The organism is Paraclostridium bifermentans, assembly GCF_019916025.1.
GTDB lineage: Bacteria > Bacillota > Clostridia > Peptostreptococcales > Peptostreptococcaceae > Paraclostridium > Paraclostridium bifermentans.
The window spans coordinates 2,098,508-2,113,614 of sequence record NZ_CP079737.1; the positions used below are offsets into that span (position 1 = coordinate 2,098,508).

A 15,107-nucleotide genomic window follows, 5' to 3' on the forward strand; every position below is an offset into this window, starting at 1 on the left:
AAAGACTTGAGAGCTTTAAATACTCTCAAGTCTTTTTTTATTTTATATTCTATTATTTGTTTTCTTGATAATTTTTATTGTATCCTTGATTATTATTATTGTTATTGTTATATCCTTGGTTGTTATTATTGTTAAAGTTTATTTGTTTTCCTGGTATTATAGTAGATACTGCATGCTTATATATAAGATTTTGCTGCTTGTTTTCTCCTTCTAATAATACTATGTAGCTATCAAATCCCTTAACGTGCCCCTTAACTTGAACTCCATTCATTAAAAATATTGTTACAGGTATTCTTTCTTTTCTTGCATTATTTAAGAATAAGTCCTGTAAGTTTAATACTGTATTTTTCATTAGATTAATACCCTCCAAAATGATTTATCAAATTTATTATATATATTATATTCTATATTACACAACATTTACCTTTTTTTCAATATAACTAATTACATCGTTTAAAAGTATTTTTTCATCATTATAGTTATCTAAATCAAACCACTTAGCATTTTCATATCTCCTAAACCATGTTAATTGTCTTTTAGCATACCTTCTTGAATCTCTTTTTATTATTTCTATGGCTTCTTCATAAGTGTATTCATCATTTAGATATTTAATTATTTCTTTGTATCCTATTCCTTGCATAGATACTAGGTCACTTGAGTATCCCATATTTAAAAGATTGTTAACTTCATCTTCAAGTCCTTGACTTATCATTATGTCAACTCGTTTATTAATTCTTTTATATAGATGTTCTCTATCTCTATTCAAAACTATTATTATTGGTTCATACTTTTCATTTAATTTTAAATCATTACTAAAGTCACTCATTTTTTTACCACTCATACAAACTTCAATGGCTCTTATAACTCTTTTAGTATTATTTTTATGGATTCTATTTGCAGCTTCTTCATCAAGAGACTTTAATTTTTCATACATGTAGTCAATTCCATTTTCTTCAAGCTCTACTCTTAACATTTCTCTTAACTCATTGTCTGCATCTGATTTTGCAAAATCCATATTATATATAAGAGAATTTAAATAAAGGCCTGTACCACCAGTTACAAGTGCTAATTTGTCTTTTTCTACAATTTCATTTATATAATCATTAGCTCTTTCTTGAAATTCAGATACAGAAAAACTATAGTCCGGAGTAACTTCATCTATTAAATAATGTTTTATCCCATCCATTTCACCTTCTGTGACTTTTGCACTTCCCACATCCATATATTTATATATTTGCATAGAATCTGCTGATATTATCTCCATATTCATCTTTTTAGCTAATTGTATTGATAAGTTTGTTTTTCCAACTGCAGTTGGTCCCGTCAGTATGACTAAAGGTATCTTTTTCATCTGCTCCCCTTCTTTCTTACATAATTCGTTTAAACATCTTTTCTATTTCAGTTTTTGATATTTCTACAAATATCGGTCTACCATGAGGTCATGTAAAAGGGTTTTTACACATTTCAATTTGATTTAACAAACTATTGATTTCTTCATCGTATATGCTGTCATTAGCTTTTATAGCTGCTTTACAAGCCATCGATGCGAATTTTTCGCCTTTTAACTCATAATTATTTTTTATCTCATCTATGTTATCAATTATATCTAAAACAAACTTTTCAGATTCTGGTGTTCCAAATATAGTAGGTACACATCTTATCATTATATGATTTTTACCAAATATCTCTATTTCAAAACCAAACTTCATAAATAAATCTATATTATTTTCAACTTGTAGCATATCTGTCGTTGCTAATTCTAAAACAATTGGATCTAATAACATTTGCATATTTATATCCATATCGTAAAATTTGTCCATATATTTTTCAAATAACACTCTTTCATGTGCTGCATGTTGGTCTAGTAAATACATATGACTCCCTTTTTGAAGTATTATATATGTTTTAAATATAGTTCCTATAACTATATATTCACTTAATGAAAATTTGTTTTTGTCACTATTATTAAACTCTACTTGTTCATTCTTTTCTGTATATACATTTTCAGATTCTTTTATTAAACCTTCACTACTTGTAGATTTGTCCTTTAAAGTATCCTCTTCATTGATTTTTAAACTTTTGTTTTCTTCTTTTTTTTCTAATTCTACTAAATCATTAAAACTATAAACTTTGTTTAAGTCTATTGTCTCATCTAGTAATACAGTTTCTTCTTTAATGCTTTTGTTTATTTTATCATTTATATTTTTAGACTTAATACTTCTTTCTAATTCCTTTCTTTCGTCTAATTCTTGAAATGTATATGTCTGACTTTTATATTCTTTTTCTAAGTTATTTAATATACCTTGATTTATATTTTCTGGGCTAACTTGATTTTTATTATGATTCAAACTGTTATCCAAATTATTAACCTTTTTTAAATCTCGCTTTTCAAAATTATCATAAGTTTCATATTTTCCTATCAAATTAGACCTAATTAACGACTTTCTTATATACTCTTTAAGTTCTACATATATTTGTTGTTCATTTTCAAACTTCAATTCTAATTTTGTAGGATGTATGTTTACATCTATTTTAGATGGATTTATTTCTATATTTAGAAAACAAACTGCATGCTTATTTATAGGTATCAATGATTTATACCCTTCACTTATAGAATCTAGTATAATTTTACTTTTAACATATCGTTTATTTATATATATATGTTGAAGGTTTTTGTTAGCTCTGTAAACATTGTTGTTTCCTATATATCCACTTACTTTAAAAAACTGACTTTCATGATTTAACTCTATTAAATTTTCAGTTATATCTTTTCCATAAATACTTCTTATAGTGTTTATTAACTTTCCATCACCAGGAGAATTTAACATAGTTTTTTTATTATTTATATATTTAATACTAACTTTAGGATTACCTATAACGAGCTTGTTTATTAAATCACTAATATTTATAGTTTCTGCATGTGTTGACTTCAAAAACTTTTGTCTAACAGGTGTATTAAAAAATAAATCTCTTGCTATAATAGTTGTCCCATTGTTAGTTCCTATTGGTTCTTTTGATATAACTTTTCCGCCTTCTACTATAATTTTAGTTCCTACTGGCTCACCTTTATGCTTTGTAATCATTTCAATCTTAGCAACTGATGCAATAGATGCTAAAGCTTCTCCTCTAAACCCTAAAGAGTATAGATCATATAAATCATCTATTTGTTTTATCTTACTAGTTGCATGTCTTAAAAAACTTTTTTCAACTTCGCTAGATTCAATTCCATTTCCATTATCAGTTATTCTAATTAATTTTTTACCACCATCTTCTATTTCAACTATAATTTTAGAACTTTGCGCGTCAATTGAGTTTTCAACAAGTTCTTTAACTACAGAAGAAGGTCTTTCTACAACCTCACCAGCTTGCAGTTGATTTATAGTAACTTCATCTAATATATTAATTCGAGCCATATATTCACCTCATTTCATAGATAAAAATTTGTATATTTTAACTCTATTTAATTGATTTATTTAGACTTTTTAGCCTTAGTTTGTAAGCTATATAAGGCATTCATAGCATCTAATGGAGTCATATTTAAAATGTCTAATTTTTTAATTTCTTCAACTAAACTTTCATCATAAACAGACCCAAAAGCTATTTGAGTAACTGCAACTTCATCTTCTACAGTATTTTCTTTAAGTTCTTTATTTTCTTTTTTAAGCTTATTTATTTCACTTTTTAGCTTTCCTATATTTAAATTATAGTCATTTTCTTTGATATTTATATTTTCTTTGAAACTTTTATATTCATTTTGCAAAGTTTCGTACACTTTTATATCTATATGATTTTCGCTACTTTCTAATTTTTCTTTAATGTTAATAGCAGCGCTTAAATCTTGTTGAATATGATTTTTCTCTAAATCTTTTAATATTTCCTTTGATCTAGCAATAACTCTTTGCGGAAGCTTTGCAAGCTCTGCTACATATATACCATAGCTCTTATCAGCTCCACCTTCTATTATTTTTCTTAAAAATACAATTCCATCATTGTTTTCTTGAACTGCTACAGAATAGTTTTTAACATCATAAAACTCATCTTCTAATTCTACTAACTCATGGTAGTGTGTAGCAAATAAAGTCTTACATTTTATATTTGCCTGAATATATTCAACTATAGACCACGCTAAACTAATTCCATCATAAGTACTAGTGCCTCGTCCTATTTCATCTAGTATAACTAAACTTTTATCTGTTGCATTTTTAAGTATTTGAGAAACTTCAGTCATTTCAACCATAAAAGTAGACTGTCCTTGAGCTAAATCGTCACTAGCTCCAACTCTTGTAAATATTCTATCTAAAATAGGTATATTGGCGTATTCTGCTGGTACAAATGATCCTATGTGAGCCATTAATGCTATTACTGCAGTTTGTCTCATATAAGTAGATTTACCTGCCATATTTGGACCTGTAATTATGTTTATAATATTTTCACCTTGATTTAAATACGTATCATTAGGCACAAAGTTTTCTTCTCCAACTATGCTTTCAACAACAGGGTGACGTCCATTTTTTATATCCAATTTATTACTTTCATTAATTATAGGTTTTACATAATTATTTATATAAGCAACAGTTGCTAATGAGACAAATACATCTATATTAGCTATTATTTTTGCAACTGATTGAATTCTATCTATATTTTGATATATGTTATTTCTTATATTTACAAAAATCTCATATTCTAAATTTTTAATTTTATCTTCTGCATTTAAAATTTTATCTTCTATTTCTTTTAATTCACTAGTTATATATCTTTCCGCATTACTTAATGTTTGCTTTCTTATATATGTTTCATCTATATTTGCATTAGCTAAATTTGCTTTTGTTATTTCTATATAATATCCAAATACTTTGTTAAATCCTACTTTTAAAGATTTAACTCCTGTTTTTTCTTTTTCTCTATTTTCTATTTCCTTTATCATAAAGGCACCATTTTTAGATATATCTCTCAAAGAATTTAGTTCATCATTAAATTCAGATTTAATTATATTTCCATCCTTTATTGTTATTGATGGATCTTCAAGTATCGCACTATCTATTAAATCATATATATCATTTAAATCATCCATATCTGAAATGTATTTTTTAAGAATATTTGCATCTGATAAATTTATAATTTTTTTAAGTTGTGGTAATTTTTCTATAGAATTTTTTAAATGTATCATTTCTTTAGGTGTAACTTTTTCAAATGCAATTTTTCCACAAATTCTTTCTATATCGTATACATTTTTCAGAGTTTCAATTAGGTCTTCCCTTAACATAAAGTCATCTTTTAGCTCTTCAATAACATTAAGTCTTTTTTCAATTCGTAGTTTATTTACTAGTGGCTCTTCTACATATTTTCTAAGCATTCTTCCACCCATGGCAGTAGATGTTTTGTCTAAAACATGAAGAAGTGATCCTTTTTTTGCATTTCCTCTTATAGTAGATGTTAATTCTAAGTTACTTCTTGTAAACATATCTAAAACCATATACTCTTGTGAGTTATATATATTTATATTATTTATATTAGAAGTTATTTGTTTTTGGGTATTGTAAATATAATTTAATATAATGCATAAACTAGATGATATAAGTCCTAACTCATCTAATTTTAAATTTTTTAAATACTCCTTGGAAAAATATTTATTTAATATATTTTCATCTAAATAACTTTCATCAAAATTTTCATTTATATATATATTGCTTAAAGTTGCTATATTTCTTATTTTTTCAACAGTAGCTAAATCATTTGCAATTATTTCAGTAGGATGAATCTTAGCTATTTCTTCTACTAGTTTTTCTTCACCTAAATATGTTGCGTTAACTTCTCCTGTACTTATATCTGTATATGAAATACCTATTTTATCACCATTAGTGTACATAGCTAATAGGTAATTATTTTTCTTATTTTCTAATAGGGCACCCTCAAGAACTGTCCCTGGAGTTATTACTCTTACTACATCTCTCTTTACTATTCCTTTTGAAGCATTTACATCTTCAACTTGTTCACATATTGCGACTTTATATCCGTTTTCAACTAATTTTGATATATAATTTTGAGAAGAGTGAAATGGTATCCCACACATAGGAGCTCTTTCATCCATACCACACTCTCTTCCTGTAAGTGCTATTTCTAAAGTTTTTGAAGCTACTATTGCATCTTCGAAAAACATTTCATAAAAATCCCCAAGCCTAAAAAACATTATGCAGTCATTATATCTATTTTTAACTTCAAAGTATTGTCTCATCATAGGAGTTAATTTACTTCTATCTATATTCATACTCTTTGCCTCCTTTACATTCTACATATTATATCATATTTAAGTGTTTATACTTATATCTATATTTATATCTTTTTAATTTTTAAATTGGCTATATAATATATCACCATTTATAAATATTTGTCATATAATCTATTATAGTAAATTTTAATATAGGTATTAAATAAATTTCAACTTTATTTTATCTTTTAATTTACTATATAAAATAATTATAAGAGAGGTAATATTTATGGGTTTATGGTGTAAATCAAATAAAAAATGCGGATTTAAAAAACCTAATAAATGTAAAAAATATTACTATAATTGCAATAACTCTTCATGCGGTAACAACAATAATTCAAATATAACTCCTTGCAGTGGTAAAAAACCTGTAAGTTCTACAAACCATTATAAAAGTTATACATGCTTAGATGGAAAAGATTACTTTGTTGTAAATGAAAACTTCTATGATAATTACTATGAAAAATGTAACCACTACTATATAACTGATTGCAATCATATAACTGATCATTACTATGAATATAATGTATATCATTATGATACAAAGGATACTCACGATGAAAAATATGTTTGCAAAGATGTAGATAAGATAGATCCAAATAATAATTGTGTAGAAAAAAATAATGGTTGTTCAGAAAAAGAAAATTGTGATTGCCACTGTGGATGTAACTGCGATTATTGTAAAAAGCATAGAGAAAACAGCAGTTGCTAGTTAAATAAAAATACTATTTCCCCTAGTATTTTTGTTTCTAGGGGAGATAATTTTTTAACTCTTATATATTATTTTTATAAAACAAACAAACCTATTCAAATGAATAGGTTTGTTTGCTTTTATTCTTTATTCCCATTTATAAGCATAAAAAATGTTGTTGCATTTTTGCTAGTACTAAACTCATCAGTATCTTTATATTTATCAATAAATTCATTTGTTATTCCTACGAAATCAATATCTCCATTTTCATATAAATTTACATCAGCTGATCCCTCTTTTACAATTTTTGTATTTACAGACTCTAATTTAACAGTATTTTTATCCCAGTAATTTTGATTTTTAGTCATTATATAAACATCATCTAATTTCCATTTAGTTAAAGTAAATGGCCCATTATATAATGTAGATTCTTTAGTTGTTCCATACTTATCCCCTTGATTTGCTACAAATTTTTCATTTTGTGGGAAAAATACTGGAAATGCCATTAGTCTATCAAAATAGCTAACAGGTCTATTAAGTTTTATTTCTAATGTATAATCATCTAATGCTTTAATGCCTACTCCTTCAGCTTCTTTAGTTTTTCCTGTATTATAATCTTGAGCTCCAATAATATCATACATTATAAATCCATATTGAGAAGCAGTTTCTGGATTTAAGGTTCTCTTAAAAGCATATTCAAAATCATTAGCAGTTACTTTATCTCCGTTACTCCACTTAGAATCTTCTCTTAAATTAAAAGTCCAAGTTTTTTTATCTTCTGATGATTCCCAGCTCTTAGCAATACCTTCAACTACCTTTCCATCATTATCTACCCTTACAAGTCCTTCCATAACATTATTTGCAGCACTAAATGATAACGAATCTGTAGATCTACTCATATCTAAAGAAGGTATATCTGAAGTACTTGTTAAATTTAATTCATTTCTTCCTTCTGCACTTGCCCACTTATAAGCATATTTTGCTCCGTATGGAATTATAGTTATTCCATCTACATAAGGTTTTTGTATATAAGCACTACTACTTTGGAAAAGAGGCATTATAAATGCGTCACTCAGTAAAAGTTCTTCTGCTTTAGCATATTTTTTCCAACTATCGTTAATATTTGCTGAAGTTTTTCCTTCTTCTATTAAATAATTATAGCCTTTACTATCATATCCACTATTTACTCCAAATTTTCCAGTAGTAGTAAACGTCTCTAAAAATGTTAATGGATCTGGATAATCAGCAACCCAAGAGCTATAAACTAAATCATAATCTCCTTGTGCTTCTAATTGTTGCTTTTGCTTAAATGGAACTTGCTTTATCTCTACTGTCATTCCACCTAGATTTTTTTGTAATTGACTTTGAAAAAATTCTCCTACTCTCTTACTACTTTCTGCATCTGATGTCAAAACTTCTATTGTAACTTTATCAAAACCCAAATCCTTCTTTGCTTTTTCCCAGTGACTTTGGGCTTCTTTTAAATCATATCCACTTCCCATATTACCAGCAATCTCTCTATAGTCTTTACCTTCATCATTTATGGCTAACCCCTCTGGTGTATAATAATTTATCGGATTTGATCCATTATTCAAAATAACACTAGTTATTTCGCTTTTGTCAACTGCCATAGATATTGCAAGTCTTGCATCTTTATTTTTCAATAATTTACTAGAATTTATAACTTTATCTTTTTCTTGGCTACTACATCCTACTAAGATCGATGAAGTCATTAATGTAATTAGTGTCATTGTCGATACATATTTTTTTAATATCATGTATATCCCCTCCATTTTAATATATTTTATTAATAAATAAGCTATTAGTTACATAATTTTAATCACCATTTTCTTTCAATATAATCCATCTTTAAATTAAAATAAAAAAGAAAGTGAATAGTTTTGCCTATCACTTTCTTTTTTATTTTAATTAATTTTTAGAATAAACTATATTTCCATCTATTATGGTATATAAAGTTTCTGTAAACACTTCCATAGGGTTACCTGTAAATATAGCTATATCTGCATCTTTTCCAGCTTCAAGAGTTCCTAATCTATCATCAACTCCACAAATTTTTGCTGCATTTATAGTTATAGTTTTAAGTCCTTCATATATTCCTAATCCTTTTTTAGCTGCAAACCCTGCACAAATTGGCAAATATTGAATAGGTATTACTGGATGATCTGTTGTTATTGCAACTTGAACACCATCTTCATTTAGCTTTCCAGCTGTTTCAAAAGTTCTATTTTTAAGCTCTACTTTACTTCTACTAGTTAGACTAGGTCCAACAATCGCACTAAAACCGGAATTTTTTATGTATTCTGTAATAAGATGTCCTTCTGTACAATGATCTAATGTCATATCTAAGTCAAACTCTTTGGCAATCCTAATGGCCGTAAGTATATCATCGGCTCTGTGAGCATGAGCTTTTAGAGGTATTTTTTTATTTAAAACGTCTATAAAGCATTCTTGTTTTAAATCAATATCAAAATGTTCACCTTTCTGTTTAGCTATTTCTTTCTTGTTTTTGTAATTCAAAGCATTAGTTAATGCTTCTCTTAAAATTGCAGCTGTAGCCATTCTTGTAGATGGAGATATATTTTTAGATGAATATACTCTTTTCGGATTTTCTCCAAATGCAACTTTCATAGCTGCCTCTTCTTTTACAACCATATCATCTATACATGATCCACTCGTCTTTATAAATGTAAATTTGCCCCCGCATACATTAGCACTTCCTTGGCCTGTCATAACAGAGGTTATTCCTCCTTCTATAGCATCCTTAAATGCCTCATCTAAAGGATTTATTGCATCTATAGCTCTTAAGTGGGCTGTTAATGGTGTTGTTGCTTCATTTATATCATCACCTTCAAATCTTATCCCTTCTTCACTTAACCCTATATGGCAATGAGATTCTATAATTCCAGGCATCACCCATCCACCTTGAGCATCTATAACTTCCATAATATCTAATTCATTTATATATTTATCAACATTTATTATCTTTCCATCATCTATAAGTACACATCCATTGTCATAATTTACTCCGGTCATAGTTATAATCTTTCCATTTTTTATTAAAATCATTGAATCCTCCAAGTTATAGTTTTAGTTTTATATACAATCACATTTAATTTCGAAAAAAGATTTTGGATGTGAACATACGGGACATATTTCTAATGCTTTTTTCCCGTTATGAATATGCCCACAGTTCATACATCTCCATGTAACCTCTTCTTCTTTTTTAAATACACTATTATCATCTAAGTTCTTTATAAGTTCTAAATATCTTTCTTCATGCTGTTTTTCAATTTTTCCAACAGACTTAAAAAGATATGATATATCATCAAACCCTTCTTCTTGAGCTTCTTTTGCAAATCTATAATACATATCTGTCCATTCGGAATTCTCTCCTTCAGCTGATTCAATTAAGTTATTTTTAGTAGAATGTATTCCATTATTTATTAATTTAAACCAAATTTTCGCATGTGCCATCTCATTATTTGCTGTTTCTTCAAAGTATTGAGCTATTTTATTATATCCTTCTTTTTTTGCTTGGCTTGCATAGTAATTATATTTAGCTGTAGCTTGAGACTCTCCAGCAAATGCTATCATTAAATTTTCAACAGTTTTGCTATCTTTTAAATCCATAATTATCCTCCTTAATATTAAGTGGTGCTTATTATCTTTAATATTAAGATTTCTATGATATTATTACTAAAAAAGAAAACCTTTTTCCATCTGTATGATATAATTTATGTAATATTAATTTTAAGGTGGTAATTTATATGAAAAATCCAATTGTTACTATGAAAATAAAGGGCGGAAAATCTGTAAAAATAGAACTTTTTCCAGATGAAGCTCCTGAATCTGTAAAAAACTTTATAAGTCTTATCAATAAGGGATTTTATAATAATACAGCATTTTGGAGAGTAGAAAATGATAAATTAATTCAAGGTGGTTGTCCTGAAAATAATGGTACAGGAGTTTTAGGATACAGTATAAAAAGCGAATGTTTATCTAATGGAGTCGATAATAACTTAAAATTCACTAGAGGAACTCTTGGTTATGGCCGATTTGAACATAATACAGAAAGTTGCCATTTTTTTATAGTTACTCAAGACACGCCTCAGCTTGATGAAAATTTTGCTTCCTTTGGACGAGTTGTATATGGAATGGATGAAGTTGATAGAATAAGTAAAGTTGAAACTGAATTAGAGATTTTCTTACATAGAGCTATCGAAAAAGTATACATTGAAAGTATGACTGTAGAAACATTTGGAATTGAATACGATGAGCCAAATAAACTTCCAGGTTTATCTAAGGAAGAAACTTTATCAAAATGGAATTCTACGATGGAAGAACGTAAAAAAACAGGCTATAAAGTGGTATAAAAATAAGTAGCATTAGCTACTTATTTTTTATTTAATACTATATCTTTATTTTTATAAGCTTTATAGCAATTTAAAAATTCTCTAGTATTAAATATGTACTTACCACTTATTTGAGTATAATAAGCTCCTGTAGAGTCGTATATATCTTTTATTTTTTGCGTTAAATTTTTGTTGTAGTATCTTAGTTCTTTAAACTCTTTTTTTAACCTGTCAGCTGTTAGCCATAATTTATTACAATTGATATCTGCAAGTCTTATGTTTTCAAATGACATATTATTTTTTTGACCATCTACATATAATTCTGCTAATATTTCCTGTAAGTTCTCATTTGTCAAATCATGATTAAGTTTTATGTATGTTATTGCACCCATTCCATCTCTACCTTTTTCATTTAATTTTTCTTGGTTTATAAGTGCATTTAATGGTTGTCTTTTTATGTATACATAATTTAAATCATCTAGTATATACTCTCCTCTTATATATTTAGCTGGTTTGTATATAACTAAAATAGGGCTATATTCTCCTCCTATTTCTTCGCCATTTAAATCTGTGATTTCACTTAAATCTAGCGTATTATATTCTTTAGATATAGATCCATATCTTGACCTTTTTATAAGACTGTACATTCTAGAGTTTTTAGTTTTGTATAAGATATTATCTATATATGATTTATCTAAAACTTCATTTTCATTTTGAGAATTGTTTATATAGTTTAATTTTGCAGTTTCTTTTAATTCATATATATCATCTATACTTATATCAAAATATGCTGCCAAGGCTTTAAATTTTTCTTCCAAATTATTTATATCTGTATCAATATATTTTTGAAAATCTTCTATCTTTTCTTCTGATTTTATATTTAATAATAAAGTTCCTATTGAATGAATACTTACGCAACTTTCTTTTTCAAATAACAATTTAATAATATTATTTTTAAGTTTTTCTATATTTTGTGATATCCTTATAAAATCATTTATATCACAAATATCCATTTCGTCATTATGTATAATATCTTTAGGTATCTCTATATAGTTATCTTCATCTTTTAAACATATCTTTAAATTTTTTTCCATTATTATATTTTCTATTGATTTCGTACTACTACCTTCTGTCATCTTATTTCTCCTTACTATATATTGTCCTAAATATTATTATACATAAAATTCTTAGTTAGTCACATTTTTTTAATTGTTTATTCATTCTCTATTTCTTTTAAAAATGCTTTCACAATGTGTGGATCAAATTGCTTTCCAGAACATTTTATCAACTCTTTTTTTGCTCTATCCTTATTTATTTTATTTTTATATGTCCTATCATTAGTCATAGCATCATATGCGTCTACAACACATATAATTCTAGCTAAAAAAGGAATCTCTTCTCCCTTTAATCCTAATGGGTACCCTTTTCCATCATATCTTTCATGGTGTGTTAATATTCCTTTTGCTATATGTTCTATATCAGGATTTAACATAGCAATTCTATAGCCTTTTCCCGTATGAGTTTTCATAATTTCAAATTCTTCACTATTTAGCAAACCTGGTTTTGATAATATTTCATCAGGTATACCTATTTTACCTATATCATGTAATGTTGCTAATAAAATTAATTTATTTAAATTATCATTTGACAGCTTTAATCTTTTACCTAATCTTTTTGCATATTTAATTACACGATCAGTGTGTTCTTCTGTTTGAGGATGCTTTTGAGCTAGAGTTTCTTGTAATGATCCTATAATAAAACTTTTTATACTCTTACCATGTAATAATTTTTCCCTGTAAGTTTTATCCTCAGCTTCTGTCAAAACTTTGTCAATTTCTTTTTCAATAGTATTTTTAGTAGATGTTCCTAGTGCTATACTTAACGGTATTATACTATCTGACTTCTCTTTACAATTCTTTTTTATTTCATTACATATAAGTTCTGACTCTTTCGCTGTTGTATTCGGAAGTATTATGCAAATTTCATCTCCTCCCCATCTAAAAATAAAATCCTTTTTTCTGCATGAAGACTTAATTACGCTTGCTATATCTCTAAGTAGCTTATCTCCTTGTAAATGTCCTAAAGTATCATTTACAACCTTTAATCCGTTTACATCTCCCATTATAAGACTAAGTGGTAAGTATTTTTCTGAGTTCAGCTTTCTTATTTTTTCATCAAAGTAAGCTCTATTATAAAGTCCTGTCAATTTATCCATATAACTCATTTTTTTTAATTTATTTTCTAGTATAACATTTTCCGTAATATCTCTAGCAACGCCTACTATACTAGAAATATCCCCATTTTTATCAAATATAGGAACTTTTCTACTTTCCATATATTTAATATTCTTATCATCAGTTTTAATTTTAATTTTGCTGCACTCTTTACTTTTACTTTCTTTAACTTGTCTGTCAAACTTAATTATTTCATCTATCATAGATAACTGGTTTTTTGAATCAACTTCATTTTCATATGTTTCCTCAACCTCTTTATCACTTTTTCCTATGATTTCTTTTTTATCTTTTTTGTAATACTCTTTAGCAAAAGCCATATTGCAATGTAAATATGTACCTTCTATGTCTTTATGAAATATACAATCAGGAATTGTATCAATTATAGTTTGTAATAGTTCTTTTTGCTTTATTATTTCCTCTTCATACTTTTTCCTATTAGTTTGATTTTGTAGTATCCCTAAAAACAGTTCTATTTTATTATTTATTTTTATTGGAGCAATATAGCATTCTAAAAAAATATCGTCTAAATACCCGCTAAACAATTTAGGTGTTCCTGAATTTATAACTTCTTTGTAGTTTCCCTCATATTCATTTGCTAAATCAATAGGGTACAATTCACTTAAACATTTTCCAATTATATCTGATTTATCTAATCTTAATGAATCTGCATAGTATTTATTTGCAAATAAAAATTTACCATCTATACTTCTCAACCAAACAGAGTAAGGTATATTATCTAACAAAATTTCCAATAAATTACTAATCATAAACATCCTCCATCCCTTTATACCTGTATTTATTATTTTACATAGATTTATATTTTTTTACAATCTTTTAGGTGTATTATTGATCTTAGACTAGTATAATATTAGTATATCAAAACTGAGAATTGAGGTTTTTGCAATGAATAGTAGTTTAAAAGAATTATTAAAAGATTATAAACCATATATAAATGGTCATCAAAACATGAAAAAAGCTTCTGTTTTAATTCCTATAGTAAAAAAAAATAATGAAGACTTTATACTATTTGAAGTTAGGTCAAAGACATTAAGGTCTCAACCAAATGAAATATCTTTTCCTGGAGGTATGATTGAAAAAAATGAAACTCCAATTACTGCTTGTATAAGAGAAACTTGCGAAGAACTAGGTACCATTGATAGCAATATAGAAATAGTAAGCGAACTTGATTTATTTTTAAGTCCTGCAGATATAATAATACATACTTTTGTTGGATTCATACACGACTTAGAAAGTCTAAATCCAAACATAGATGAAGTAGACCATATTTTTTTAGTTCCTTTATCTCATTTATTAGAAAATGAGCCTTTACGATATAAAAATGAAGTTAGAGTAGTTCCTAATAAAAATTTTCCCTATGACTTAATACCTAACAAGGGAAATTATAAGTTCAAATCAGGAAATTATGACTCTTTATTCTATAAATATAATGATTATATTATTTGGGGCATAACAGGTAAAATACTTGAAAACTTTCTTAATTTAATTAAATAAATTTTAACTAAAAAGGACTCCATATAATATGG

General features: G+C 26.9%; 11 protein-coding genes and 1 pseudogene. 3 read left to right on the forward strand and 9 right to left on the reverse strand.

Annotated features, from left to right (window positions below; translation table 11 throughout):
• Positions 1-52 precede the first annotated feature (52 nt).
• The 4 genes and pseudogenes from hfq to mutS form a co-directional block, all read right to left on the reverse strand.
• Positions 53-352, reverse strand: a complete 300-nt coding sequence (hfq, locus tag KXZ80_RS10115; RefSeq protein ID WP_021433361.1) for an RNA chaperone Hfq — start codon at positions 350-352, stop codon at positions 53-55.
• Between the two features lie 57 nt (positions 353-409).
• Positions 410-1,351 (reverse strand): tRNA (adenosine(37)-N6)-dimethylallyltransferase MiaA, encoded by a 942-nt coding sequence (gene miaA / locus KXZ80_RS10120; protein ID WP_021433362.1) that lies wholly within the window; start codon positions 1,349-1,351, stop codon positions 410-412.
• A 16-nt stretch (positions 1,352-1,367) separates the two neighbouring features.
• Positions 1,368-3,413 (reverse strand): annotated as a pseudogene (gene mutL / locus KXZ80_RS10125) (DNA mismatch repair endonuclease MutL).
• 56 nt (positions 3,414-3,469) lie between these two features.
• Positions 3,470-6,265 carry a DNA mismatch repair protein MutS gene (mutS, locus tag KXZ80_RS10130; protein WP_021433364.1) on the reverse strand — a complete coding sequence of 932 codons (2,796 nt, stop codon included), beginning with the start codon at positions 6,263-6,265 and terminating at the stop codon, positions 3,470-3,472.
• 229 nt (positions 6,266-6,494) lie between these two features.
• Between mutS and KXZ80_RS10135 the strand changes: the two genes are divergently transcribed.
• The gene (locus KXZ80_RS10135; RefSeq protein ID WP_021433365.1) at positions 6,495-6,977 is read left to right on the forward strand and encodes a hypothetical protein; all 483 of its coding nucleotides are present in this window, start codon (positions 6,495-6,497) and stop codon (positions 6,975-6,977) included.
• A 119-nt stretch (positions 6,978-7,096) separates the two neighbouring features.
• On the opposite strand, the gene KXZ80_RS10140 is transcribed toward KXZ80_RS10135, so the two are convergent.
• The 3 genes from KXZ80_RS10140 to rbr form a co-directional block, all read right to left on the reverse strand.
• Complete coding sequence (locus KXZ80_RS10140) at positions 7,097-8,734, reverse strand: ABC transporter substrate-binding protein (RefSeq protein WP_021433366.1); 1,638 nt, start codon at positions 8,732-8,734, stop codon at positions 7,097-7,099.
• 151 nt (positions 8,735-8,885) lie between these two features.
• Positions 8,886-10,043: an amidohydrolase gene (locus tag KXZ80_RS10145; RefSeq protein ID WP_021433367.1), complete on the reverse strand. Its 1,158-nt coding sequence runs from the start codon at positions 10,041-10,043 to the stop codon at positions 8,886-8,888.
• Positions 10,044-10,070: 27 nt separating this feature from the next.
• Positions 10,071-10,607 carry a rubrerythrin gene (gene rbr / locus KXZ80_RS10150; RefSeq protein ID WP_021433368.1) on the reverse strand — a complete coding sequence of 179 codons (537 nt, stop codon included), beginning with the start codon at positions 10,605-10,607 and terminating at the stop codon, positions 10,071-10,073.
• 137 nt (positions 10,608-10,744) lie between these two features.
• Here rbr and KXZ80_RS10155 point away from each other — a divergent pair, with 137 nt between their 5' ends.
• The gene (locus KXZ80_RS10155; protein WP_021433369.1) at positions 10,745-11,350 is read left to right on the forward strand and encodes a peptidylprolyl isomerase; all 606 of its coding nucleotides are present in this window, start codon (positions 10,745-10,747) and stop codon (positions 11,348-11,350) included.
• A 20-nt stretch (positions 11,351-11,370) separates the two neighbouring features.
• Here the strand turns inward: KXZ80_RS10155 and KXZ80_RS10160 are convergent, their stop codons facing one another.
• Entirely contained in the window at positions 11,371-12,465 is a 1,095-nt protein-coding gene (locus KXZ80_RS10160; RefSeq protein ID WP_021433370.1) for a hypothetical protein, read from the reverse strand.
• A gap of 77 nt (positions 12,466-12,542) precedes the next feature.
• The gene (locus tag KXZ80_RS10165; RefSeq protein WP_021433371.1) at positions 12,543-14,330 is read right to left on the reverse strand and encodes a sensor domain-containing diguanylate cyclase/phosphohydrolase; all 1,788 of its coding nucleotides are present in this window, start codon (positions 14,328-14,330) and stop codon (positions 12,543-12,545) included.
• A gap of 136 nt (positions 14,331-14,466) precedes the next feature.
• Between KXZ80_RS10165 and KXZ80_RS10170 the strand changes: the two genes are divergently transcribed.
• On the forward strand, positions 14,467-15,075 hold the full coding sequence (locus KXZ80_RS10170; protein ID WP_021433372.1) for an NUDIX hydrolase: 609 nt from the start codon (positions 14,467-14,469) through the stop codon (positions 15,073-15,075).
• The last annotated feature ends 32 nt before the right edge of the window (positions 15,076-15,107 follow it).

What these genes read in the sequence shown, in the direction of transcription:
- hfq (WP_021433361.1), bottom strand. Translation starts at nt 352, where the DNA reads ATGAAAAATACAGTATTAAACTTACAGGACTTATTCTTAAATAATGCA.
- miaA (WP_021433362.1), bottom strand. Translation starts at nt 1,351, where the DNA reads ATGAAAAAGATACCTTTAGTCATACTGACGGGACCAACTGCAGTTGGA.
- mutS (WP_021433364.1), bottom strand. Translation starts at nt 6,265, where the DNA reads ATGAATATAGATAGAAGTAAATTAACTCCTATGATGAGACAATACTTT.
- KXZ80_RS10135 (WP_021433365.1), top strand. Translation starts at nt 6,495, where the DNA reads ATGGGTTTATGGTGTAAATCAAATAAAAAATGCGGATTTAAAAAACCT.
- KXZ80_RS10140 (WP_021433366.1), bottom strand. Translation starts at nt 8,734, where the DNA reads ATGATATTAAAAAAATATGTATCGACAATGACACTAATTACATTAATG.
- KXZ80_RS10145 (WP_021433367.1), bottom strand. Translation starts at nt 10,043, where the DNA reads ATGATTTTAATAAAAAATGGAAAGATTATAACTATGACCGGAGTAAAT.
- rbr (WP_021433368.1), bottom strand. Translation starts at nt 10,607, where the DNA reads ATGGATTTAAAAGATAGCAAAACTGTTGAAAATTTAATGATAGCATTT.
- KXZ80_RS10155 (WP_021433369.1), top strand. Translation starts at nt 10,745, where the DNA reads ATGAAAAATCCAATTGTTACTATGAAAATAAAGGGCGGAAAATCTGTA.
- KXZ80_RS10160 (WP_021433370.1), bottom strand. Translation starts at nt 12,465, where the DNA reads ATGACAGAAGGTAGTAGTACGAAATCAATAGAAAATATAATAATGGAA.
- KXZ80_RS10165 (WP_021433371.1), bottom strand. Translation starts at nt 14,330, where the DNA reads ATGATTAGTAATTTATTGGAAATTTTGTTAGATAATATACCTTACTCT.
- KXZ80_RS10170 (WP_021433372.1), top strand. Translation starts at nt 14,467, where the DNA reads ATGAATAGTAGTTTAAAAGAATTATTAAAAGATTATAAACCATATATA.